The 24,766-nt window shown below is 60.5% G+C and carries 21 protein-coding genes; 11 read left to right on the top strand and 10 right to left on the bottom strand.

Going from position 1 to position 24,766, the window contains the following annotated elements:
- Positions 1-102 precede the first annotated feature (102 nt).
- The 3 genes from ychF to AC1AWK_RS03245 all read right to left on the bottom strand — a co-directional run bounded on the left by ychF (position 103) and on the right by AC1AWK_RS03245 (position 3,478).
- Positions 103-1,197 (bottom strand): redox-regulated ATPase YchF, encoded by a 1,095-nt coding sequence (gene ychF, locus AC1AWK_RS03255; RefSeq protein WP_476568076.1) that lies wholly within the window; start codon positions 1,195-1,197, stop codon positions 103-105.
- 44 nt (positions 1,198-1,241) lie between these two features.
- A complete protein-coding gene (gene proC / locus AC1AWK_RS03250; RefSeq protein WP_476568074.1) occupies positions 1,242-2,033 on the bottom strand; it encodes a pyrroline-5-carboxylate reductase in 792 nt (263 codons plus the stop codon).
- A 104-nt stretch (positions 2,034-2,137) separates the two neighbouring features.
- Positions 2,138-3,478, bottom strand: a complete 1,341-nt coding sequence (locus AC1AWK_RS03245; protein ID WP_476568073.1) for an alpha/beta fold hydrolase — start codon at positions 3,476-3,478, stop codon at positions 2,138-2,140.
- 119 nt (positions 3,479-3,597) lie between these two features.
- Between AC1AWK_RS03245 and AC1AWK_RS03240 the strand changes: the two genes are divergently transcribed.
- Both AC1AWK_RS03240 and AC1AWK_RS03235 read left to right on the top strand, forming a co-directional pair.
- Positions 3,598-6,018, top strand: a complete 2,421-nt coding sequence (locus AC1AWK_RS03240) for a sensor histidine kinase (RefSeq protein ID WP_476568071.1) — start codon at positions 3,598-3,600, stop codon at positions 6,016-6,018.
- A 67-nt stretch (positions 6,019-6,085) separates the two neighbouring features.
- A complete protein-coding gene (locus tag AC1AWK_RS03235; RefSeq protein ID WP_476568070.1) occupies positions 6,086-6,793 on the top strand; it encodes a response regulator in 708 nt (235 codons plus the stop codon).
- A gap of 137 nt (positions 6,794-6,930) precedes the next feature.
- Here AC1AWK_RS03235 and AC1AWK_RS03230 read toward each other — a convergent pair whose 3' ends face one another.
- The 3 genes from AC1AWK_RS03230 to AC1AWK_RS03220 all read right to left on the bottom strand — a co-directional run bounded on the left by AC1AWK_RS03230 (position 6,931) and on the right by AC1AWK_RS03220 (position 10,673).
- Positions 6,931-9,573: an ABC transporter permease gene (locus AC1AWK_RS03230; RefSeq protein ID WP_476568069.1), complete on the bottom strand. Its 2,643-nt coding sequence runs from the start codon at positions 9,571-9,573 to the stop codon at positions 6,931-6,933.
- Positions 9,574-9,642: 69 nt separating this feature from the next.
- Entirely contained in the window at positions 9,643-10,422 is a 780-nt protein-coding gene (locus AC1AWK_RS03225; RefSeq protein WP_476568068.1) for an ABC transporter ATP-binding protein, read from the bottom strand.
- 26 nt (positions 10,423-10,448) lie between these two features.
- Positions 10,449-10,673, bottom strand: coding sequence for a hypothetical protein (locus tag AC1AWK_RS03220; protein ID WP_476568066.1), 225 nt, complete (start codon positions 10,671-10,673; stop codon positions 10,449-10,451).
- Here AC1AWK_RS03220 and AC1AWK_RS03215 point away from each other — a divergent pair.
- The 4 genes from AC1AWK_RS03215 (at position 10,672) to AC1AWK_RS03200 (ending at position 15,386) form a co-directional block, all read left to right on the top strand.
- On the top strand, positions 10,672-11,547 hold the full coding sequence (locus AC1AWK_RS03215; RefSeq protein ID WP_476568064.1) for a pyridoxamine kinase: 876 nt from the start codon (positions 10,672-10,674) through the stop codon (positions 11,545-11,547). The two genes, AC1AWK_RS03220 and AC1AWK_RS03215, sit on opposite strands and share 2 nt — an antisense overlap.
- 274 nt (positions 11,548-11,821) lie before the next feature.
- Positions 11,822-12,331 (top strand): YraN family protein, encoded by a 510-nt coding sequence (locus AC1AWK_RS03210; protein WP_476568063.1) that lies wholly within the window; start codon positions 11,822-11,824, stop codon positions 12,329-12,331.
- On the top strand, positions 12,331-13,857 hold the full coding sequence (locus AC1AWK_RS03205; RefSeq protein ID WP_476568061.1) for a YifB family Mg chelatase-like AAA ATPase: 1,527 nt from the start codon (positions 12,331-12,333) through the stop codon (positions 13,855-13,857). Before AC1AWK_RS03210 ends, AC1AWK_RS03205 begins: the two co-directional genes overlap by 1 nt.
- Positions 13,857-15,386, top strand: coding sequence for a DNA-processing protein DprA (locus tag AC1AWK_RS03200; RefSeq protein WP_476569575.1), 1,530 nt, complete (start codon positions 13,857-13,859; stop codon positions 15,384-15,386). The genes AC1AWK_RS03205 and AC1AWK_RS03200 overlap by 1 nt, the downstream gene beginning before the upstream one ends.
- Here the strand turns inward: AC1AWK_RS03200 and AC1AWK_RS03195 are convergent.
- Entirely contained in the window at positions 15,328-15,672 is a 345-nt protein-coding gene (locus tag AC1AWK_RS03195) for an MGMT family protein (RefSeq protein WP_476568060.1), read from the bottom strand. The genes AC1AWK_RS03200 and AC1AWK_RS03195 overlap by 59 nt on opposite strands.
- 39 nt (positions 15,673-15,711) lie before the next feature.
- Here AC1AWK_RS03195 and AC1AWK_RS03190 point away from each other — a divergent pair, with 39 nt between their 5' ends.
- The 3 genes from AC1AWK_RS03190 to AC1AWK_RS03180 are packed head-to-tail and all read left to right on the top strand — an operon-like array spanning position 15,712 to position 19,212.
- Positions 15,712-17,559, top strand: coding sequence for an FAD-binding protein (locus AC1AWK_RS03190; protein ID WP_476568059.1), 1,848 nt, complete (start codon positions 15,712-15,714; stop codon positions 17,557-17,559).
- Positions 17,560-17,613: 54 nt separating this feature from the next.
- Positions 17,614-18,531, top strand: a complete 918-nt coding sequence (locus AC1AWK_RS03185; protein WP_476568058.1) for a succinate dehydrogenase/fumarate reductase iron-sulfur subunit — start codon at positions 17,614-17,616, stop codon at positions 18,529-18,531.
- Positions 18,532-18,579: 48 nt separating this feature from the next.
- Entirely contained in the window at positions 18,580-19,212 is a 633-nt protein-coding gene (locus AC1AWK_RS03180) for an O-methyltransferase (protein WP_476568057.1), read from the top strand.
- On the opposite strand, the gene AC1AWK_RS03175 is transcribed toward AC1AWK_RS03180, so the two are convergent.
- The 3 genes from AC1AWK_RS03175 to AC1AWK_RS03165 form a co-directional block, all read right to left on the bottom strand.
- Complete coding sequence (locus AC1AWK_RS03175) at positions 19,209-20,054, bottom strand: LOG family protein (RefSeq protein ID WP_476568056.1); 846 nt, start codon at positions 20,052-20,054, stop codon at positions 19,209-19,211. The two genes, AC1AWK_RS03180 and AC1AWK_RS03175, sit on opposite strands and share 4 nt — an antisense overlap.
- Positions 19,993-21,390: a Na+/H+ antiporter NhaA gene (gene nhaA, locus AC1AWK_RS03170; protein WP_476568055.1), complete on the bottom strand. Its 1,398-nt coding sequence runs from the start codon at positions 21,388-21,390 to the stop codon at positions 19,993-19,995. Before nhaA ends, AC1AWK_RS03175 begins: the two co-directional genes overlap by 62 nt.
- Positions 21,391-21,537: 147 nt before the next feature.
- The gene (locus AC1AWK_RS03165; protein WP_476568054.1) at positions 21,538-22,200 is read right to left on the bottom strand and encodes a hypothetical protein; all 663 of its coding nucleotides are present in this window, start codon (positions 22,198-22,200) and stop codon (positions 21,538-21,540) included.
- 230 nt (positions 22,201-22,430) lie between these two features.
- Between AC1AWK_RS03165 and AC1AWK_RS03160 the strand changes: the two genes are divergently transcribed.
- Together AC1AWK_RS03160 and glgC are read left to right on the top strand one after the other, a co-directional pair.
- Entirely contained in the window at positions 22,431-23,291 is an 861-nt protein-coding gene (locus tag AC1AWK_RS03160; RefSeq protein ID WP_476568053.1) for a TrmH family RNA methyltransferase, read from the top strand.
- 139 nt (positions 23,292-23,430) lie between these two features.
- Positions 23,431-24,675 carry a glucose-1-phosphate adenylyltransferase gene (glgC, locus tag AC1AWK_RS03155; RefSeq protein ID WP_476568052.1) on the top strand — a complete coding sequence of 415 codons (1,245 nt, stop codon included), beginning with the start codon at positions 23,431-23,433 and terminating at the stop codon, positions 24,673-24,675.
- Positions 24,676-24,766 lie beyond the last annotated feature (91 nt).

The following is a 24,766-nucleotide window of genomic DNA, read 5'->3' as shown; positions in this document are numbered from 1 at the left end:
TGGCTTTCGGCAGGACGCTCCAACACGGATCAACCATCCGGATGTTCCGGATGGTTCACATGGTGACGGCCATTAGTCACGAAACCACAAAAGCGGCGCGATCTATTTGGACACGTTGAACTTGAATTCGACGATGTCGCCGTCCTGCATGACGTAGTCCTTGCCTTCCAAGCGGAGTTTGCCCTCCTCCTTGATTTTGGCCATGCTACCCTCGGCAGCGACGAAATCATCGTAGGATACCACTTCGGCTTTGATGAAGCCTTTTTCAAAGTCGGTGTGGATGACGCCGGCGGCTTGCGGCGCGGTCCAGCCTTGATGAATCTGCCAGGCACGCACTTCCTTCTCGCCGGCGGTCAGGAAGGTTTGCAGACCAAGAATCGAAAATCCCACGCGGGCCAACTGGTCAAGTCCGGATTCGCTCAGCCCGGCGTCTGCCAACATTTCGCGCGCGTCGGCGTCGTCAAGTTCCGTCAGTTCTGATTCGAACTGCGCGTTGAGGAAGATGGCCTGTGCGGGCGCGACCGAAGCCGCGAGCTTGGCTTTGAACTCTTCGTTCGCCAGTTCGGCGTCGTCGACGTTGAATACGTAGATGAACGGCTTGGCGGTCATCAGATGCAGTTCGGCGATCGCATCCTTGTCGAATCCACCTTCGCGCGAAGCGTGGTCGATGGTCTGACCGGCTTCCAGAATGGTCTTCGCCTGCTTGACGGCCTCCACGTAAGCCGGTTCTTCCTTCTTGCCGCGCAGGTCCTTCTCCAGTTTCGGCAGCGCGTTTTCGATGGTTTGCAAATCGGCGAGGATCAGCTCCGTGTTGATGGTTTCGATGTCGTCGGCGGGATTGACCACGCCGTTGACGTGCACGATGTCATCGTCGTCGAACGCGCGCACCACTTCGCAGATGGCGTCGGCTTCGCGGATGTTGGCGAGGAACTTGTTGCCCAGGCCTTCGCCTTCCGACGCGCCTTTGACGATGCCGGCGATGTCCACGAACGTCACCGTGGCGGGCACGATCTTCTCGGTGTGCACCAGCTGCGCCAGGATGGGCAGTCGCGAATCCGGCAGCGGCACCACGCCCGTGTTCGGTTCGATGGTGGCGAACGGATAGTTTTCCGCGAGCACATTGTTGCGGGTCAATGCGTTGAACATGGTGGACTTGCCAACATTGGGCAAGCCGACAATTCCGATAGTAAGAGACATGGTTGCTAGCCTACATCCAAGCGTCGATGGACAGCGTGGCCGGGTTATGCCTCGATGGCTTCCACGGCGGCGATCACCGCACCGCGCAGGCCATGCTGTTCCAGTGCGGCGACACCGCGGATCGTGGTGCCGCCCGGCGAGCATACGGCGTCTTTCATGGCGCCCGGATGCATGCCGGTGGCCAATTGCAAGGCACCCACGCCTTCCACCATGGCGGACGCCAACCGGGTGGCGGCCTCGCGCGACAGGCCGTACTTCACGCCCGCGTCGGAGAGCGCCTCGATATACATGGCGGTGAATGCGGGGGCGCATCCGGCGACGCACATGGCGATGTCCATGTGCACGGTGTCGACGTATTCGATAAGTGCGGTGGGTTCGAGCAGTTGTCGCAGCTGGCGTTGTTCGTCGTCGCTGAGCGTGTGCGCCGTTTCGGCGATGACGATGCCTTTGCCCACTTGCATGGCGGTGTTGGGGATGATGCATTGGATGTGGGCGCGCTCGCCGAGGAGTTGTCGGTAGCGCTCGAGGTTCCATCCTGCGGCGAGGGAGATGATGATGACTCCGGGGCGGTTCAGTTCGTCCGAGAGGGGTGCGAGCACGCTTTCGATGAGGTGCGGTTTGATGGCGATGACGATGATGTCGGCTTGTTGCGCGACTTCGCGCGCGTCTTGTTTGGGTTGGATGCCAAGGACGGCGGCGGTGCGGGTGAGTTTGTCGTAGTGTGCGGCACAGGCGATCACGTGTGCGGCGTCGATGCTGCCCGCGTTGATCATGCCGGTGGCCATGGCTTGTGCCATGTTGCCGTAGCCGATGAATCCGATGGTGGGGGTTGCCATGTTGTGCTCCTTGGTGTCAGGTGGGGTTGGCGGGTCGGCGGGGACGGTGTCCCGTCGTCTGCGTGCGATGGCAGTCGCGCCGCACGCAGACGGGATGCGCTTGGTCAGTACAGTGCGGCGAGGTCGCCTCGGTTGAGGGCTTCGGCGTATAGGTGGCTGAATACGCCGGTACCGTGGACGCCGTCGTGTTCGTATTGGTTGGTAACCCATGCGTGGGCGTTGCCGATGCGCGATAGGGTGTCCAGTTGCAGTCCGCTGTCGACGTACATGTCGTCATAGTAGACGGCGGCTTGCAGGGGTACGCTGTTGCGGGCGAGCTGGTCGGCGTCATAGATGGTGCCGAAGTGGGTGTCTTCCATGAGGAGGTCCATGGCTGCGGCGTAGGGCCGTAGGTCGCGTTGTTGGGTGAACATCCATGGGAAGATCGCCTCGCCGGTGAACATGAGCGGACGGTGTGCGGGGTCGAATCGCGGATCCTGTTCGCGCACTTGTGCGGCGGCCCAGCGGATGGGTTGTTCGAGTTCGCCGTTGGCGTAGATGAATTCCTGCAGCGGCCAGTAAAGGGGCCTCGATGAGGTGGCGGCCATGACGTGGGCAAGGAATTCGTCGCTTAACGGGGCGTATGCGTCCGGTTCGCCGTCCGGCGTGGTGAATGCTTCGTCCATGAGCCAGTGTAGACGTTCGAAGCTGGGTTTCATGCCGAAGTCCGAACCGAGGGTTTGCAGTCGTTCGATGGTGAGCCGGTCGCCGTTGGGCAGGGTCTGCTCGTTGGCTTGCAGGTGGTCGGCGAGCGCGGCGACGCGTTCGCGGTCCTGCGGATATCGCGCGTAGTATTGCTCGGTTTTGGCAGCCATGCGTGGGAAGGTGTGTTCGTAGACTTCCCTGGCGTCGGCGGGTATGTGCGGGATACCGCCGGTGGTGAAGCTGGCGGTAAGCGCTTCGGGGAACAATGACAGGTAGGTGAGGGTGAGGAATCCGCCGTAGCTTTGCCCTAGGCTGGCCCAGCGTCGGCCCTGGAACGCGCGCAGCCGCAGGTGTTCCATGTCGCGGATGATGGAGTCCGCGAGGAATCGTTTGAGATGGTCGGCTTGTTCGCGGGCCGATTCGATTGCTCGCATGGTGTTGGAGTCGATGCGGCTGGATCGTCCTGTGCCGCGCTGATCGGGCAGGACGATGCGGAAATGCTTGCTGGCCTCGCTGATCCAACCTTCGGTTTGTGCGCTTAAGGGGCGCGGCCCCGCGCCTCCTGGTCCGCCTTGAAGGAATACCAGCAACGGCAGGTCATCATGTATGCGTTCTGGCGCGCATATGATGCGGTAGAACAGGCGGATGCTGTCGCCGTGCCAGCCTTGGCCGGGCGTGTTGCCATGCCAGTCGAGCGGCGCGTCGATGGCGTGGTCTTCGACGGCGAGTCCGGGAACATGGTACCGTGCGAGCAACGTCATGGGGTGTCCTTTCGCGATCGCAGTGCAAGGTGGTTGTCTGCTGTCCATCATAGGGCGTTGTGCGGTCTCATTCCTGCGCATGATGGCGATGAGTCGCGCGCACAGGTAGCCTTGTGCGTATGGGTGTGTGGTTAGGACGGTTCAACGCATGGTGCCGACGTCATGTGCTGCTGGTGAATGTGGCGCTGGCGGCGTGGATCGCCTTGCCGGTTGTGGCCGCACAGACTTCCATGGTGCATGCGCCGGGATTCTTGTTCTACTATGATTCGCCTCCGTTGATATGGACGTTGGCGACGCTGGCCCCTGCCTTCGTATGCCGGCGGTGGCCTGAGGCGAGCGCCGCGGCCATGGTGGCCGTAGGCCTGGCGCAACTGCTGCTCGGCCCGTCGATGCTGTTCACGGACGCCACGGCGCTGCTGGTGTTGTACATGGTTATCGTGCATGGCGATCCGCGAAAGGCGCGCGCATGGACACTACTGGCCTTTTCGATTTCGTATATCGGCGTGTTGATGATCAGTGCGTCACTGACCATAGGGCCACTGCTCGAACGTTCCTGGTATTGGACGCCTTGCATGGCCATGACCCCGGGCGAATGCGGCTCGACCATAGTGGAATATGTCGTGACGGGCGCCTCGATCGCCACCCTGTTTCTGGTACCGACGGTGGTGTTGGGACTGTGGCAGCGAGCTCGCATGGCGACGATTCGCATGATGCGCGAACGCAACGAGGCGTTGCTGCGACGCGAGCGCGATGTGCGGCAGGTGGCGGCGGATGCCGAACGCGCCCGTATCGCCCGGGACATGCATGACGTGGTGGCGCACACCCTGTCCATCATCATCGTGCAGTCCGACGGAGGCCGCTATGCCGGATTGCACGACGCCGCAGTGGCCAAACGCACTATGGACACCATTCGCCGAGAATCGCAGCATGCCCTGCGCGACATGCAGCGACTGCTGGGCGCTATCGGCGGGTCAGCCCATCCAAGCTACCAGGATATCGATATCCTGCTTGACCAGGCGCGAGCGGCCTGTCCCGACATAACCCTGATCCGCCGGCGTTCCGGAACCATATCCCCTCGTCTTACCGCAGCGAACAGCGAGACCTTGTATCGCGTCGTGCAGGAAGCCTTATCCAACGTGCGCAAATATGCAGGTCCGCATGTCACCGTATCGATTACGGAGCAATGGAACGAGCATGCCGTCACCGTAAGCATCGTCGATGATGGGCGCGGCGCGGGTGCCTGCCAGGACGGGCATCTTCCCGGATATGGATTAACGGGCATGCACGAACGTGCCACAGCTGCCGGCGGATGCTTTGCGGCCGGCCCCGGCAAGCACGGCGGTTTTACGGTATGCATCACACTGCCGTTGGACGCTCCGGCCATCACGGCTGACGGTCAAGCCGACAGCCACCATGCGACGCAGCGCGTCTCCGGCGTCGATATCGCGCTCACCGTACCACGCTGGTTGCACCGGGGTTCGCTTCGCCGAATGTGCCTGGACCTTATCACACATGTGCGTTCGCGCGACATCAACCAGGCCACCTTGTCTCATGGAACGCGGGTGGAGCGTTTGTCGCAATGGGCGGAGCGTCATTACGTGCTGGTCGACTGCCTGGAAGCCGGGTTGCTGACCCTCATGATCGCGACCGTCGGCATATGGCAAGCCTCGCTATTGCTCGGCTCCTCGACGCCATGGCGGGCCAATACGGCAATCTGTCTGCTGATGGTTGTTCCCATGGCCTTACGCCGCCGGTTCCCCGAAAGCAGCGCAGCTTATGTGGCGGTACTATGCGCGCTGGAGCTGCTGTGCTATCCCGATATACCCGCCATCAATCTGTTGGCGCTACTGTCCCTGTATTGCGTGACGCTGTACGGCAGACCGTCCGCCGTGCGCTGGGCCACGGCCGCGGCGCTGGCCGATGCGGTGCTGGTGGGATTGAAAGTATGGAGCACCGCACAAGGGCACACCATACTCTTGGGCACGCTGCTTGTCATTCGACCGATTCGTCCGCTCATATGGTACGACTCGCTGATGTGGACAATCATTGTCATCTTGCTCAGCCTGGCCACCATCGCCTCCGCATTATGGGCGCGCAATTCCGGAGCCAATGCACTGGTGCTGCAAGCGCGCGAGCAGGCCATCACCGCCGAACAGGAGCAGCAGCGCATTCTTGCCGCCAACGAAGAACGCAACCGCATCGCCGCCTCCATCCGCCAAGAGGTACGGGACACGCTCACGCAGGTCATCGAACAAGCCGATGAAGGACTGGCCATGCTGCAACGCTACGAAACACTCCACCGCCCCGCCGACCCACAGGACATCGACCATGCATTCGCCGCCATCGGCAGCCAAGGACGCGACGCCCTGGCCCGTATGCGCGAATTACTGCGCATACTGCGCGAAACCGGACACAGCGACGGCGGCTATGACAACGACGGCATGCAGCTCTCCCCCGCCAAACCTCTCGACGAACAACTGCATCGGCAAGCCGCAAGCTCACGCCACGAACCATCACGGCAAAAGCCATCAGTGGCGTAAACGCCCACAACGACACCAGCACCAGCCCATCCATCAGTCAAGCCCAGTATGGAATACAGTAAGTCATATGGAATCAACACCTCGCATTCGCATCGTTATCGCCGACGACCAGGAACTCGTACGCGCCGGCTTCGCCATGGTCATCGGCTCGCAGCCCGACATGCAAGTGGTCGCGCAGGCCGCCGACGGCGCGCAGGCCGTGGCATTCGCCGAGCAATTGCACCCCGATGTGGTGCTGATGGATGTGCGCATGCCTGGCATGGACGGCATCGAGGCGACAACCCGCATCTGCCGTGCGGCCATGCCAGGAGCCGGCGACGACGCCACATCGCGCGTCATCATCCTGACCACCTTCGATCTTGACGAATACGTCATGGCCGCCATCAATGCCGGCGCTTCGGGATTCCTCCTCAAAGACAGCGAACCCGAAACCCTGCTCAACTCCATACGCACCGTGCACCAAGGCAACGCCATCATCGCTCCCTCGGCGACGAAACGACTGATCGAACACATGATCAACGACGGTTACACCATGCCGCACGCCGACGACACGCACACGTCAACCTATACCGATCCCGAACTCGACGATCTGACGGAACGCGAGCGCGAAGTGTTGATCGAAATCGCTCACGGACTGTCCAATCAGGAAATCGCCGACAAACTGTTCATCAGCATGCCCACCGTCAAAACCCATGTGGCGCATATTCTGGCAAAGATCAACGCGCGCGACCGCGTGCAGGCCGTGGTGTTCGCCTACGAAAACCACGTGGTGTGATTGCCAGGCGGCGGCACATGCACCATACTGCTGCCGCCCGGCACCGTATATGAAGAAGCCTGGTGCCGCTTGACATACCAAGCGGCACCAGGCTTTCGTGGACACGCGCCAAGCTCCGGCACGCAACGTGCCGAACGTTAGGCCTCCGCCAACGCCTCCACTGGCGCGGTGGCCACGGCACGATGCGCGGCGATGACGCTGGCCAGCAACGCGGCCGCCGCCGATACGCCGATGATGATCAGGTCGCTGCGCCAGTCAAATGCGAATTGGGCGGTGCCATACGTGCTGATGACCATGTAGGTGCCGAGCCAGCCGAATGCGGTGCCCAACGCGATGCCTGCGATGCCGCTGACGACGGCGATCAGCAACGCTTCGACGGCCAGCGAACGGCGCACCTGGCCTCGGGTCATGCCGATGGCGCGCAAGGTAGCGCATTCACGGGTGCGTTCGATAACCGACAGGCTGAGCGTGTTGGCCACGCCGATGAGCGCGATGACCACCGCGACGGCGAGCAGGCCGACCAGCAGCATCATCATGGAATCGACGACCCGCTCCCACTGCATGCGTTGGGCCAACGGTCCGGCAACCGTAGCATCGTCGCCGCTCACGGCCTGCTGCACGTCCTGCACCACTTGCGACAGGCTCGTATCGTTCAGGCTGTCGTCGACGTTGAGCAAACCGATCTGCCCACTAGCCTGCACCGTGCCGTCGGCGAACAGTCGGTCGCTGACGAATATGGTCGCGTCATATTCGGAGACACTGCGATAGTTGGACGCCATCACGTCCAGGCTGAGCGCCGGTGCGTCTTGTTGCTGTCCGTCGCCCGCTTCGTTGACCAGCATCGCACTGTTGGAGCCCACCGTATTGTCGATATGCATGGTTATGGCGCCATTCTTCACCTCAATGCCTTGCGGGCCGACGTATCGCTGCATGAGCGCCCGCTTGTCGTGCAAGCTCACGTCAGGCAGGGACGTGTTGATGACACCTCGCAGCTCGCTCATATCGGGCACACCGATCAGCAGGGCGGAGACCGACGTGCTGCCATCGCCATCCGATACGTCGACATACCCGGAGGCGGTGGGAGCGAACAGCGCGCGTTCGACGCCATGCACCTTGCCGACGGCATGTTCGCTGCCTTGCGCAAACGACTGGGCGCGGACGGTCACATCCACGCTGTAGTGATTGGCCAGCTCGTCGGCCACGGTTTGCTTGACGCTCAACGCTCCGGTGGCGATGCAGGAGACGAGGGTCACGCCAATGAGCAACGCCGTGCCGGTGGCCGCGACTCGACGGGGATTCTTGCCGAGGTTTGCATGCGCCAACGTCGCGGAGGGGCCTGCCCATGACACGATCTTCCCCACCACATGCATCAGGGCCGTCAACCAAAACACGGCGGTTACCGTGGCCGCAAGGAAAATCAGGCCGCAGCCTGCGATAGCCGTCAGCAGCGCGAAGGAATAGGCGTTGGTATCCCCGCTGTCCGATGCCAATAATTCGTGCATAGTCCAGGCGGCTCCCACGGCGCACGCCAGACCGCCCGCCAGCAATATGAGACCGACGACGGCACGCGCGATGCCGGCGGCACGCACAACCGGCGATTCCATCGGCCGCAAGGCTTCCAAGGGGGCGACTTTGGTGGCCGAACGAGCCGACGATAGGCTGGCCAACATGGTGACGGCCGTGCCGAACAGCACCGGCACCGCCACCACGGCTCCCGATACCTGCACCGCAATGCCTCCCATGGATGCGAACACGTCGCTGGCGGCGATGATCTCCATAATCCCGATCCCTGCCAGCACGCCAAGCAGCGAGGAGCATACGCCCAGCAGCAGTGCTTCCATCACCACACAGCGATACAGTTGTCCCGATTGCGCGCCGATGGTGCGCAGCAATGCCAAGATTCGCCTGCGTTGCGCGACCAATACTTGGAAGGTATTGGCAATAACCAGCGCGGCAACCAGCATAGCGAGGATGCCGAAACACAGCAGGAACGTAGTGACCGCATTGGTGCCGCCTGAGTTCAAGCGTTCAACGCCCTCCTTGGCTGCCTGTTCACGTGACTGCACGAAGTAATTTTCTCCCAGAATACGTTCCACTGCGGTGGTCGCGCTGTCAGCCTTCGCCGGATCGATGTCCAGGTACACTCTATTCGGATTGGGAACGTCGTCGAGGGCTCGCACACCATAGAGTTCGGCCATCAACGCTTCCGACGCCACGGCGGCGCCGTTGTAATACGAGTATGCTCCGTTCGGATCATCAGTGATGCCGGTAACCTGCGCGTCAATTCCGCTGGCGTCGGTTACGACGGAAGTCAGGCTTACCGCATCGCCGGGGACGACGTGCAGCTGGTCTGCCACCACACGAGGCAGGGCAATGCCGTCAGAGCCAGTATCAGGCACACTCCCATCGACCACATGCACCGGCAACGTGGCCTTGTCGGCTGCGCCTACGACACTCACCGTGGAAGCCTGCCGGTCTGCGACGCGCACCAGCACGCCGGCATCAATATCCGGCCTTGCGCCGCGCACGCCGTCGACGGCACGCAATTTGCTGAGCTGCAACGCAGCCACGGTGTCGTTGTTGTCATTGGACGGCGACGGCATGACCACATAATTCGCGTCGCCGTATGCGGCGGTCACCTGTTTGCTCAACGATACGTTCATGGCGTTGCCGAACAGGAAGGTGCAGGCGATGAACGCCGAGCCGATCACAATGGCGATGCCGGCGGGAACCAGCATGCGTAGGTTATGTTTCATCAGTTTGACGGTAATGGACCACATAGCATTATCCTTGGTCGAAAGCCGCCCAATATGCGGCGGCGCAATGGATACGAATCAGGCAACGGCACACTATCGCGCCATGGACGGCACCTCGGCGGGAACCTCGACAACGCGTGCCGCACGGTCACGCTCACGAATCAACAATTCGTTCATATGTTCGGCCGTGGGATGCTGCTCGTCGGCGACAATACAGCCATCGGCAACGACAATCGCACGGTCCGCATACGCGGCCGCCATCGCATCATGGGTCACCATCACCATCGTCTGTCCCATCTCCTTGACGGAACGACGCAGAAAATGCAGTACCTCGGCACTGGACGCCGAATCAAGATTGCCGGTCGGCTCGTCGGCGAACACCAGCTTCGGCCTGCCCACCAACGCCCGCGCAATGGCCACCCGCTGCTGCTGACCGCCCGACAGTTCATGCGGACGATGCCCTAAACGCTCACGCAAACCCAACACATCCACCAGCTGGTTGAACCACGCGCGGTCCACCTTGTCTCCCGCCAACGTCAACGGCATCAGGATGTTCTGCTCAGCACTGAACATCGGCAGCAGATTGAAACTTTGGAAAATAAACCCAATGTCACGACGCCGCATCAACGTCAACTGCCGGTCGTTGAGCTTGGTAATATCGCGGCCTTCGAACAGAATGCTGCCCGAAGTGACCGTATCAAGACCGGCCAACGTATGCATCAACGTGGACTTGCCCGAGCCGGACGGCCCCATGATTGCCGTGAAGCAACCCTGCTCGAACGACACGTTCACCTTGCGCAACGCATGCACGACTCCTGAGCCGCTACCGTAATCCTTGACCACGTCCACTGCTGTTATGGCGATACCCATCATTATCTCCCCTCATCAGGCTGTCGCCGTCATAGTGCGGCGATTGATACCACCGTACGTACAACCGATGCCTTGCCACCATCGTACGCCAGGCGGAACATCGAGGCGTCATCATCCTCAGGAATGACGCCAGCGCCGCCACTGCCGCGAACACGGCATCCACGCCCACATGGCGACGTCAGGTAGCGCAAGAGCGATGAGCGTAGTACCGTCGGTACGGTATCCATACGCCGCAAAGGAAGGCACAGCATCATGAGCCAAACACCATTGTTCGACCGCAACCCCTCATACATTCCCCGCATCGCCGCGGTACACGACATGTGCGGCTACGGCAAATGCTCCCTGACGGCCGCCATCCCCATCCTGTCGGCAGCAGGATGCGACGTATGCCCCGTACCCACCGCCTTGTTCTCGGCGCATACCAAATATCCCGTGTTCACCATGCATGACACCACCGAAATCCTCTCCGGCTACCTAGACGCCTGGCGTGAGGAACACGTCGAACTGGACGGTATCTACTCCGGGTTCCTTGGCTCAGCAGACCAAGTGGCCATCATCCAACGCCTCTACCGTGAATACCCCAACGCACTGCGCCTGGTCGACCCCGTCATGGGCGACGGCGGCGTCATGTACCCCACCTATACGCCCGAACTGTGCGAAGCCATGGGAGCGCTCGCCGACGGCGCGGACGTTTTGATGCCGAACCTGACCGAAGCGTCGATCCTGACCGACCGCGATTACCCGGGCCAGTGTCTCGACGATGAACAGGTCACCGATTGGCTGGATGCGCTTTTGGCGCTGGGTGCGAAGAACGTGGTGCTCAAAGGCATCGACCGAGGCGACGGCATGCTGCGCAACTACGTGGCCAATGCGCAGGAAGGCGCCCGGCTGCGCCAGGAGATGGCACACGACAAGTTGCCATATATGATTCACGGCACCGGCGATGCTTTTGCCTCCGCGCTGTGCGGCGCGGTGATGGCGGGTCGCACGCTGCCGCAGGCGGCGCACATTGCCGGTGAATTCGTGCGCAACGCCATGGAAAGCACCCGTAACCAGCCGCGCTTCGAAGAACGTGGCGTGAGCTTCGAATTGCAGCTTGGCGAATTGACCGGATTGCTGCACGACTGACCAAACGACGACATCATTTCACGGGCGGTGACCGGGCAAGCCGCCGCCCGTTTTGCATGTTTTAGCGGATCACGCATCGCATACCTGCGAGTGCCTGTATAACCGCGAGCAGCAATACGCGTTGGCGAGCGCGCGGCAATGAGTTCCTGACTCCATAACTGTCTCTTGCGCAGCGGTCGCGCGGTTATCCACAACACGCCGAAGCCCCCAGCCTTCGACCACCACGTCCTTGGCCGGTTGCCGGCCGAGTTCACGGCGTGATGAACTAGCGGCCATGACTACGACTACGCTCACACCTCGCCCGCGTACGGCCGCCTTCGACCAGATGGCTGACGATGTGGCACTTTCTCGCACGCAAACCGCTTCTGACGCTGACCTGCATGCAGCTGCATTGCGGGCGGCAGCCTACTCGCTGCTGAATGCCAGCAATCAACGTCATATCGGCCCTTTGGGCGAACGATACGCGGCCACATGGCTGCAAGCTCATGGGTGGAGAATCGTGACGATGAACTGGCGCAGTCGCTTTGGCGAAATCGACATCATTGCTCTCGACCCTCGAGGCATTATGGTCTTCGTCGAGGTCAAAACCCGGCGTACCACACGATTCGGCACACCGCAGGAGGCCGTAGATGGTCACAAACGTGAGGCCGTGCGGCATACGGCGCTGCAATGGTTGAGCGACGAAGGCCAACGCGTCGAGCATCATGGCGTGCGTTTTGACGTGTTGGCGGTGCGTCTGGCCGGCGACAAAGTGCGATGCTCTCATATCAGGAGTGCGTTCTAATGGCTATCGGAAGCGCGTTGTCCATTGGCTTGGTCGGTTTGAAAGCCCGTGTTATTCACGTGCAGACCTTCATCGCTCCCGGTTTGCCGTATTGCGCCATCATTGGGTTGCCGGATACGGCGTTGAGCGAGGCCCGCGAGCGCGTCAAATCCGCATGTCATTGTGTGGGGTTCGCGTGGCCGCAAACGCGCATCACTGTGAACATGTCTCCGGCTTCGTTGCCCAAGTATGGAGCGTCGCATGACTTGGCGATTGCGGCAAGCATTCTGGGTGCCGCCGGAGCGATTGACAGCGACCGGCTGTCCCGCACATTGGTGCTTGGAGAACTCAATCTTGATGGCCGCGTACAACCCATTCATGGGATTTTGCCCATGTTGCTGCATGCCCGCGAGCGCGGGATTCGTGAAGCCATCATTCCCAGTGGCAACGCGCAGGAAGCCGCGTTGGTGCCAGATATCGAAACGCGCACGGTGCGCCATATTGGCGAGTTCATGCTGGCGTTGGGCGCAAGCGTGCGATATGAACCAATCGACGAAGAACCTGAATCGCTCTGGGAACCCACCCAACCCGATGAACATGCTGCGGTTGGCGATATGAACGAAGTCATCGGCCAAGAACATGCCAAGTGGGCGTTGCAGGTAGCTGCCGCGGGCGGCCATCACATGTTGTTGACGGGCCCGCCCGGTTCGGGCAAAAGTATGTTGGCCTCTCGCCTGCCCGGCATTATGGCACCCTTGGATGAGGATGCCCAGCTTGAGGTTGCTTCCATTCGTTCTATTTGTGGCACGCTGCAGCGTCATGGCATTAGCGACGTCCCTCCTTTTGAAGCGCCGCACCACAGCACGTCCACTGCGGCACTGATCGGCGGCGGCAACGGCGTTGCCAGACCTGGCGCCATTACCCGTGCGCATCATGGCGTGTTGTTTCTCGACGAGGCTCCCGAATGCGCTCCTCGGACGTTGCAAAATCTTCGCGAACCGCTGGAAACGGGGATGGTGACCTTGTCTCGCGCGCATGGAGTGACCACATATCCTGCTCGGTTCCAGTTGATTATGGCCGCCAATCCTTGCCCGTGTGGGTATGGTTATGGCACGGGCGAACGATGCACATGTCGCGAGCGAGAACGAGTGCGCTATTTTGCCCGACTGTCTGGCCCGGTGTTGGATCGTATTGATTTGCAAATTCAGGTACCGCCGGTATCGCAGCGCATCAGCGTATCATCGCCATCCTTGCCAAGCTCGGTGATACGCGAACGGGTCATACAGGCCCGCGAGCGCGCCGCGCATCGTTTCGCCGGTTTGGGATGGCGGTGCAACGCGCAGGCCTCGGGTACGTGGCTGCGCGAGCATACGCCTTCTGCCGTGATGCGCCCTATCGACGCCGCGGTGCGCGATACGCGTCTGACGCTGCGCGGCGCGGATCGTACGTTGCGTTTGGCGTGGACGTTGGCTGATTTGCAAGCCCGTCCAGCACCAGGCGAGGAGGATATTATGCAGGCCATTACGTTGCGAACGAGGGCTGCGTGATGATGCGTTTGCGTGATGATACACTGGCCCGTGCGGTGCTGACCCATTGTCTGGATGGTGCCGATGCGTTGATGGTGGCGTTGGTGCGGGGATGCGACGACGCATGCCACGCGGTGGACGTACTGTATGCCTGCGCCGACCAGATACGCCGATCGGCACCCTGCACAGCCGGGGATGACGTGTTTGCGCGTGGCGTGCATGCTTGGGGCGCCCAATTGGATGCCCGTGGCATGCGCGCGTTTCATCGGACGCTGGCTCGCTGGATCCAACGGCTTGACGCTGTGCCCGCCGATGATGAGTCGACACTGCGGCAATGGCTAACGGTGTCAGGTCGACAATGGATCATCGGCCCTCACGACGACTGCTGGCCGCAGCAATTGCACGATTTGGCGACCCGGCGCGACTGGGCGCCCCCACTATGCCTGTGGGGTCAAGGCGAGCGCCACGCCCTCGTAAGTTGTGCGCGCCCGGTGTCGCTGGTCGGCTCTCGTGCAGTAAGCGATGATATGCGTGCGCTCACCCATGCCATTGCCGAACAAGTTAGCGAACAGGGCCATTTGGTGATTTCCGGTGGCGCCATGGGGGTTGACGCCGCGGCGCATTGGGGTGCCGTCGCCGCGCGAGAACGTGACGCGCACACCGGCGCGACGGTCGCGGTGTTTGCCGGAGGCCTGAACCATATCGGCCCGCGCAGCAACGAGCGTCTGTTTGCCGCCATGATGGAACATGGCGGCACATTGATTAGTGAACTGTGCCCCGGCACCATTCCCCAAGCACGGCGTTTTCTATTGCGCAACCGCATTATTGCCGCATTGTCGCACAGCATTATCGTCACACAGGCGCGCCACCGTTCCGGAGCGTTGAACAGCGCGAACTGGGGCAACGAACTGGGGCGTGCCGTGTATGCGATTCCCGGCAGCATTCTTGCCTCGCACCATACCGGATGCAATCATCTCATCCGTGACGGCAAAGCCACCATGCTGTGCTCCGTGCAAGAAGCCGTCGATATGGTCGACCATCCTCATGAGCATGCGCGTAAGCCTGCGCACACCGATGCATCGGCGACGCTGCAACACGCTGCCTTGCCATCGGCTCCTGCCACGCACCTCACCCTCGTGAATCCCCCGCGTCCGCCATACTCATCCGAATCAGCCGATGACGCCCAAGCCTCCAACCAAGTGATATCACACCCAGCACACCCGCCGATGCAGCAAGGCACATTCGACAACCCCCAGTTCGACGATGCTCCGACCACGGACGATGGCGCCATCCATCCGCAGCTCTCCCCACTAGCACAGCGCATACTCACCATGCTGCATCAATCACGCCGAACCGGACTGACCCTCGACGCCCTGCACACGCGACTCAACGCCGAAACCCATAACGATGCCGGCATAGACGTCAGCACCGTCGTGGGTGCTTTGGGCATGCTGGAATGCAACGCGCTCATCGAATATGACCACGGCAGCATTATTGCCGCCACTGGCACCGGTTCAAATCCACGCGCGCGCCCGGAGCGCCCGCATTAGGCCGACCATCCGCCGGCTTGACGAACACTACCGATTCAGACTCAAGCAACGCCCGCTGACGTTCAGGCCCGCCAAACGCAAATCCCGGAGCCAGGGATCCATCACGAAACACGACCCGATGGCATGCGATAACCCCCGGCGCAGGATTCGCATGAAGCGCATAGCCCACCATACGGGCGGCACGCGGATTGCCCGCTAACGCGGCAACCTGCCCATATGTGGCCACATATCCCGGCGGAATGCGGCACACCACCGCATACACCCTACTGGCAAACGACTCACTCATACTCCCATTATCGTCCGCCCCTATGCGACAATCGTTCATATGAGCCCAAAGCATGTGGAAGATACCATCGACGCCATCATCATCGGATCAGGAGCGGCCGGACTGTCCGCAGCGCTCAGCATCACCCACAGCGATGCCTACCGCACCGCCAGTGACGGAGGGCACCGACCTTCACTATTAGTCATCTCCAAGCTGCAACCATTGCGCTCACACACTGGATCCGCCGAAGGCGGCATCGCAGCCAGCCTAGCCAATATGGAACCGGACCATTGGCAATGGCACTACTATGACACCATCAAAGGCGGCGATTGGTTGGCCGATCAAGATGCCGTAGCAATCCTCGCGCAGGAAGCGCCCCGAACCGTCATCAATCTCGAACGCATGGGTGCCGCATTCTCCCGCACTGCAGACGGTCATATCGCACAACGGCGGTTTGGCGGCCACACCGCCGAATACGGCAAGGCACCCGTGAAGCGCGCCGCATACGCCGCTGACCGCATCGGACACCAAATTCTGCACACCTTGTGGCAGCAGTGTGTGGCCGCCGGCGTTGACGTAGCCGAAGAATGGTATGTCACCGACGTCATCGTCGACGAGGAACACCACGCCGTATGTGGTGTCATCGCCTTCGACACCACCACTGGCACAGTACACGCCGTACGCGCCCGATCAGTGCTGTTCGCCACTGGAGGCGCAGGCAGACTGTTTCATACCACCTCCAACTCATGGGATTTAACCGGTGACGGTATGGCTCTGGCATTGCGCTGCGGCATGCAGATGGAAGACCTTGAATTCATGCAATTCCACCCCACGGGCCTGGCGCACACCGGCATCCTGCTGTCGGAAGCGGCTCGCGCTGAAGGCGGCGTCCTGCGTAATGCCAAGGGTGAGGCCTTCATGACTCGATACGCACCCGAACACGGGGACCTGGCAGCGCGAGACGTGGTCAGTCGTGCCATTATCAGCGAAGTGGAAGCCGGACGAGGAGTAGCCGACCCACGTGACCCACAAGGTCCGCGCGACTGCGTCTGGCTTGACTTGCGCGATATCGACACCGATCACCTGCATCGTACGCTGCCGCAGGTTGTCGAAACCATAGAGCGGTATGCCAATCTTGACCCGCACACCGATCTGATTGCCATCAAGCCTACGGCGCATTACACCATGGGCGGCATTCCCATCGACACCGACGGACGCATATACCAATGGCAGGACGGCCAACGCAAACCGATGCTTGGCCTGTTCGCCGCAGGTGAATGCGCGTGCGTATCCGTGCATGGCGCGAATCGCTTGGGTGGCAATTCCTTGCTCGATGCGTGCCTGTTCGGCACGCGCGCCGGAGCGAGTATGGCACAGCTCATCAGCGCCACCGATCCATATGACGGCGAGGTGGACGATGAACGCCGAGCCGCACTGGTACAGCAGGCGGCGCAGGCACGTCGTGATGATGTAGCCGCACTGTTGGACACTGGCGAACATGACACCAATACCGATGACAACCCCTATCGTCTGATGGCCGACCTAGGCGCGGTTATGGAACGCGCGGCCGCCGTGCAATGTGACGAGTCCTCCTTGCGTCAGGCGCTGCATGATATTGACACCGACTTGCGCCCCCGCGCCGAACGTCTGCGGGCGCACAGCGAAATCGCCATCGGCAATCAGGAGCTCACCGCCATTTGGGAAGTACGCAACCTGCTGTGTGTGGCAACCGTCATGCTGCGGTCCGCACTCAGTCGCGAGGAATCACGCGGCGCGTTCCATCGTCTCGATCACCCCGGCCGCGACGACAACCGATTCCTCGCCCACACCATGACTGACGCGCATGGCACGGTGACCTGGCAGCCGGTGCACATCACCGACATGCCGCCCCAACAGCGTGCCTACTGACGCGGGCAGGGCATGTGGCACACTGGTGGACGGCGTGAAAGCAGGACGGGAACAATGAGCGACAACAATCAGACCATGCGTACGGTGATCATTCGGGTGGAGCGGTTTGCACCGCGCCCCGCCCGTGAGCGCAGCCGCGAACGTGCGGCCAGCCCCTTTGCCAAAACCGCCGCTTTTGGCGCATCTCGACGCTCCCGCGGTAAACAGTGGACGCAAGAATACGCCATTGCGGCCAGTTCCTCCACCACCGTGTTGGATTGTCTGCTCGCCATCAAACGCGACATCGACCCGACGCTGGCATTTCGTTACTCGTGCGGCCATGGCATGTGCGGATCGGATGCCGCCTGCATTAACGGCACGCCTACATTGTTGTGCAGCGCCACCATCGGCAACTGGGCCAAACCAGATGACGGGACCAGTGACGAGGAGGGTTTCCGCAAAACCGGCACACCCGATCCCAATACCGACCATGCGAACGGCAACGACCACTCGTGGGGTACGGTAACGCTTGCCCCTCTACCTGGTTTCGCCGTGATTCGTGACTTGGTGGTGAACATCGATCCCATGCTCGACCAGATTCGCCGTCTGACACCATATCTGCGTGCCGACGGACGTCTGGCGACCACCAGCGAAGGTAAGGTCGACGTCTTCGAATATTTGCAGCATCCCGACCAACTTGCCCGATACGAGCTACTGAGCAACTGCATTGCCTGCGGCGTATGCGAAGGCAGCTGCCCGGTGTATGCGGGTGGAGACGCGTTCATCGGCCCGGCAGCGCTGATCAATGCCTCTCGGTTCATCAATGATTCACGTGACACTGCCACCGACGAACGCCGCAACGCCATCGACACCGCAGACGGTATCGCGGCCTGCCAGTCGGTACGCGCCTGCTCGCGCGAATGCCCACGTGGCATTGACGTGGGCGAGGAAATCTGGCAGCTCATCACATCGATCCGACAAGGCGACAAATAATATCGTCTGACAACATTGCCAACCACGACTACGGGTAAGGTACACCTTATGGAACATATTTCTGCCAATGACGCAGCAGCCGTACTGCACTGCGCGGAGCGACACGCCATCGAACGTTATGACGACACCAAGCGCACCATCGCCGCCGATGCCGGAACGAAGGACTGCCCGCACGGCGCCTCCAGCGAAGCCGCAACACTCTCCATGCTAGTGCGTCTGGCGGCAGCACGTTCGGTGATCGCGGTGGGCTTGCATTCCCCCCTCGAACCGGTGTATCTATGCGAGGGGCTATCCCATACCGGACAGCTCACCATCGTCGATGATTCTGCCCGCAACATCGCCGCCGCCCGCGCCGCTGTCGTGCTGATGGGCGACGACACCCACACCACCGTACGCACCGTACACGCTTCGGCCCGCACTTTCCTACCCCGATTGAACGCCGCCTCTTACGATGCGCTGATCGTCTGCGCCGACCATGCCCATTATGCTGAAACGTTGGAGGAAGCACCGCGCCTACTGGCTCCCAACGGCCTGTTGGTATTCACCGACCTGCTCACCTCCGGTCACGATGACTTGGACGAGGACATGGCCGCATTGTTGGAGAAGGTGGAACGCGACGAACGCTTCGACGTACTGTTCAGCCCCCTTGGCATGGGCATGCTGATCGCCCGCAAACACTAAAGCCGGCGCATGCCGTTAAGCACGGTGTCCACGGCTTCGTCCGGATCATCGGTCACAGTGAAGAGACTCGTATCCGATGCCGATACCGTGCGCCGCGTCTCCATGGTGCTGCCGATCCAGTCCAACAGGCCTTGCCAATACTGCCGGTCATACAACACCACCGGCATCGCGTCGACTTTATGCGTTTGCATCAGCGTTAATAGCTCCGTCAATTCATCCAATGTGCCAAATCCGCCTGGACAAATGATAAAACCGGATGAATACTTGACGAACATGGTTTTACGCACGAAAAAATAACGAAACCGCACACCAAGATTTACCCACTGGTTCAAGCCTTGTTCGTGCGGCAATTCAATGCCCAGCCCCACCGATTTGCCGCCTGCCAGAGCCGCACCACGATTGGCGGCTTCCATAACGCCCGGCCCTCCTCCGGTAATCACTGCCACCCGTCGCTGTGCCAATAGCCGTCCCATACGTCGAGCGGCCCGATAATCAGCGTGACTGCGCGACGTACGCGCCGAACCGAATATGCTCACCGCAGGACCAAGCTCAGCCAACGCACCGAATCCTTCGACAAATTCCGATTGGATACGCAGCACACGCCACGGATCGCTGTGCAGCCATTCGGTTTGCTCGTCGGCACGTAACAAACTGGCGGTGCTGCTATCCTGCGGAATCATGGGGCCGCGCATGATTTCCGCGCCACGATGATACGTGTCCGCCCATAAGAGTCGTCCGCGCTGTCCCTCGTCGCGTTCATATGCGCTAGCCGCGCCCAGACTATGTTCGGTCCGAACCGTCTCCTGATGCGGGTTGCGACCCGTCTCGCTGTGTGCGGTCATCCTGCCCTTCTTTCGCCAAGGATTGCGTGACGGCCTGCATGCCGTCCTCCATGATCATCGTAACTTCATCCTGTCCGATATCGCGCAAGGATTCGCTCTGGGTAGATTGCAGGTCGTGGCACTCCTGCCGCTCATACCGCAACGACTGTCGATGCAACAATACACCCGACAAACCCGCGGCAACCAGAGAAGCCAGCAACACGGCACACCGACTCTGTGCCGACAATATCGCGTCATCGTAAGCCATCGATGCAATGAGCAGCGATACCGTAAATCCAATGCCACAGGCACACGACATCGGCATGATATCACGTACCCGAAGCCCTTGAGGCATGTGTAACCCCGCCCAATGCGTGCTCACCCACGCGGTCATCATAATGCCCAACGGCTTGCCAACCACCAGCGCCACCACGATGCCCACCACCTGCGGAGATATCAGCGAAGCCCACGAAAACCCTTCCAGACGCACGCCAGTGGCGACAATGGCAAACACCGGCAACGCCACCATATTGGACAGCGGCTGCAGTTTATCACGATATCGCTGGGCACGCGGCGTGGCCTCGCCGAAACGTTCGCGCGACGGTGTGATCAAACCAACCAACACGCCAGCCAACGTGGGGTGCACACCAGCCTCAAACATCATCAGCCATGCCAGCATACCCACCAACGCCACCACCAACCACGGTACCCTGCGGCGACGCACCAGCCACGCCCACGCACACGCGCATACCGCAATACCGACGAACCAATACCACGCATGCAGCGCGGAAAAACACACGGCTATCAGCACAATGGCCAGCAAGTCATCGACAGTGGCAAGCGTCATCAAAAACGCCCGTATCGATCCGGGCAGCGCTTTGGCGAACAATGCCAGTACCGCCAATGAAAATGCAATATCCGTCGCCGTAGGTATCGCCCATCCCTGTAACAGTTGCGGCAATGCATATTGTGACATGCCGACACCGAAGCTCGCCCATACGGTGGCGACGAACAGCACGGGAGGCATAAGCATACCCCCCACCGCGCAAATCATCGGCACCGCCGCCGCTCTGGGGCTGGATAGCGAGCCGGTGGTCATCTCCTGTTTAAGATCAAGTCCTACGGTAAGGAAAAACCACGTCAACAGCCCGTCCTCAATCCAATGGGCTACCGGAAGATTGATATTGGTGCCGGGAATACCGAGCTGCGTGTCGATTACCCGCGCAAATCCGTCTGCGGTGGCCGGCGTATTCGCCAGCACGAGTCCACACAACGCACACGTCAGCATCGCCATGCCTGAGATCCGGTCGGATGCAGACCAACTCGCAATACCCAACCATCTTGTGCGCACACGCATGCAACCTCCCGACTGCCCTGATTCCTGGTTGTATCACCATTCTATGCAACAAGCCGGGTCAACTCATCCGCCATTGCAGCCAACGGCGCGCCCAACACTCCATATGCGAATGTCCGCTGCACGGGCCGCAACACCGCGACATCTATCCTAGCGGGCGATTTCCTCGGCGTCCATCACCCGTTCCAGCCATGCGCACACCTTCGGCGCATCGCCATCTTCCGCCAGCTGGCGGTACACCCGGCGAACGTATACGCACATAGTCGAATACTCCACCGACAAACACCGCGCCGTGCCGCGAACGGTGTCATTGGCGGCCAACGCCGTCATGGCTCTTCTCATACGGTCGTCGATATTCGCCCTCGATTGCAAACTTAACCGCACATACGCCTGCCAGCAGGTATCCAACGCCAAATCCGGCATGCTCCACAACGGCCACACTCCCCCATCGGCGATATTGCGGGCCGCGTCAGCCAACACCGCGATATCGGCGCTGTGCACCAACCCTTGCACTCCGGCATGCGCCAACCGTGCGGCGTAAGCTTGCATCGGAAATACACTGAATGCGGCAATAGGTACCGTCGGTTGTTGCATGCGCAATAGGCGACAGCGCGCGATCGACTGCTTCCAATGTTGAGACGTATCCACCATCACCGCATCCACATGCCCCGCGCCAGTACGCATCAGTGTTCCCACCGCATCCAAAGAATCCAACGGCACAAACATCATGCCGCCGAGCGCACTGTGCGACAATGCCCTGCACAACATCACCGCAGTCGGAATATCAGTGTCAACAACCAGAATACTTTTCATTGACGTATCCATGGGCGCATCGCCTCCTGACCGGCTTCTTTGCCGAATGGAGCATCCATTATACCGATTACTCAACAGTAACATGAGATATGCTCACAGCAGATAATAGATAATAGCGAAGCCATCGTTGCCGTGTCCGGCGCTCACGCGCTCATATCCGACCCCACCAAAATAACCCGCCCGTGCTAGCCTGACCGCTGGAAGCAATCACCAGGCCACGAAGGAACGCCATGCACTACATCACCGTGGACACGCTCGACGAACGGGTGCACGCCTACACCAACCTCACCGAGCTGCAGCTGCGCAACCGTCTGGAACCACAACGGGGTTTGTTCATCGCCGAATCACCCAAAGTGATCGACCGTGCGCTAGCCGCCGGTCGCGAACCCATTTCGCTACTGGTGGAAGCGGGCTGGATCGAAGGCATGGCAGACACCTTCGTGTTCATCGACGAGCACTGGGGCCCCGATATTCCCGTCTACGTAGCTTCGTCCGATTTGCTCAAGCAACTGACCGGCTACCGCCTGCATCGCGGCGCACTGGCGGCCATGAAACGTTGGCCACTGCCAACGGTGGCGCAGGTGTGCCGTGACGCCACCCGCGTGGCGGTGATGGAAAACATCGTCGACCATACCAACGTCGGCGCATTGATGCGTTCGGCTGCGGCGCTTGGCGTGGATGCAGTGCTGGTCACGCCGTCGTGCGGCGACCCTTTGTACCGTCGCGCCGCCCGCGTATCGATGGGCACGGTGTTCCAAGTCCCTTGGACCCGTATCGGGATGGACGATGTTCAAGGCTGGCCGTGGAAAGGTCTCGAACAACTGCATGGTCTTGGCTTCACCACTGTGGCCATGGCGTTGGAGGACGATTCCATCAGCTTGAACGAACTGACCCGCCGTCTGCATGCCGGCGCCAACGATCCCAGTCGCATCGATAAACTGGCATTGATTTTCGGCACCGAAGGCGATGGGCTCTCACCCCATACCATCGCACAGGCCGATCTTACGGTGAGAATTCCCATGACCCATGGTGTCGACAGTCTCAATGTCGCCGCATCCAGTGCCGTGGCCTTCTATGCAACACGCGCGTAGTCCTGTCGCTTCGCCAAGACACGGAACAATAGACTTGCACGACGGTGATTTTATGCAATTATAGGAATTACTACGGTTGCAACGGCGCTGCCACCACCCATACGGTGCCGAACGGCGCTTGACACGAGAGGAGTTCGTTATGGCGAAGAATCCCAAGATCCTATCCATCGTCTTGGCCGGCGGCGAAGGAACGCGACTCATGCCATTGACCCGCGATCGCGCCAAGCCAGCCGTTCCTTTCGGCGGCGTATTCCGGTTGGTTGATTTTCCTATCAGCAATCTGGTCAACTCTGGGTACCGTCAGGTCGTGGTACTCACTCAGTACAAGTCTCACTCCCTGGATCGTCACATTTCGCAGGTCTGGCGTTTTTCGCCGCTACTAGGCTCCTACGTTTCCCCTGTGCCCGCGCAACAGCGACTCGGCAAGCATTGGTATCTCGGTTCCGCCGATGCCATTTATCAAACCGTCAACATCATCGAAGACGTGCAGCCTGACATTGTGGTTATCGTCGGCGCCGATCACGTGTATCGTATGGATTTCGAACAGATGGTGCAGCAGCATATCGAGTCCGGCGCGGAATTCACCGTGGCCGGTATCCGCCAACCTATCGACCAGTCCAACCAATTCGGCGTCATCGACGTCGACCCGGATCATCCCAATATGATCCGAAGCTTCCAGGAAAAGCCGCAAACCACCACGGGACTTCCGGACGACCCGAGTTCCATCCTCGCCTCCATGGGTAACTACGTAGCCAACACCGATGCATTGTTTGAAGCGTTGGCCCTGGATGAGAAGGCCTCCGACACCAAGCATGATATGGGCGGCGACATCGCCCCCTATTTTGCCGCGCGTCATGAAGCCGGCGTATACGATTTCAACGCGAACGTCATTCCTGGCGCCAACGACACCGACCGCGCATATTGGCGCGACGTGGGTACGCTTAAACAGTTCTACGATGCGCACATGGACCTGATCGCCTATGTTCCTGATTTCAACCTATACAATCCCGATTGGCCGATCTATACCCAGTCTGGCAACCTTCCTCCAGCGAAGTTTGTCCATTCCGGACGCGACCGCATGGGCCACGCCACCGATTCCATTATCTCCCCTGGTGTCATCGTCTCCGGAGGCGAGGTGCATCATTCGATTCTCTCACCGAACGTGCGGGTACATTCGTGGTCGCAAATCGTCGACTCCATTCTGTTCGACGGCGTGGTCATCAACCGTCGCGCCCGCGTGTACAAGGCAATTCTCGATAAGAACGTCGTGCTCACGGAAAACTCCACGGTAGGCATCGACACGGAACATGATATGGCTCGTGGTTTCACCGTTACACCCGAAGGCATCACTGTAGTTCCAAAGAACACCGTGGTCGACGACTGACGCACAATGCTTGTGACGACTGCTCGTTATACCGATCACTCATACCACAAATGAACCGATGGGGGCGTCGATATGTATCGGCGCCCCCATC

The organism is Bifidobacterium sp. LH_491, assembly GCF_056356495.1.
Note: the sequence above shows the minus strand (reverse complement) of the source record. Positions and strands in the feature narration are given on the sequence as shown.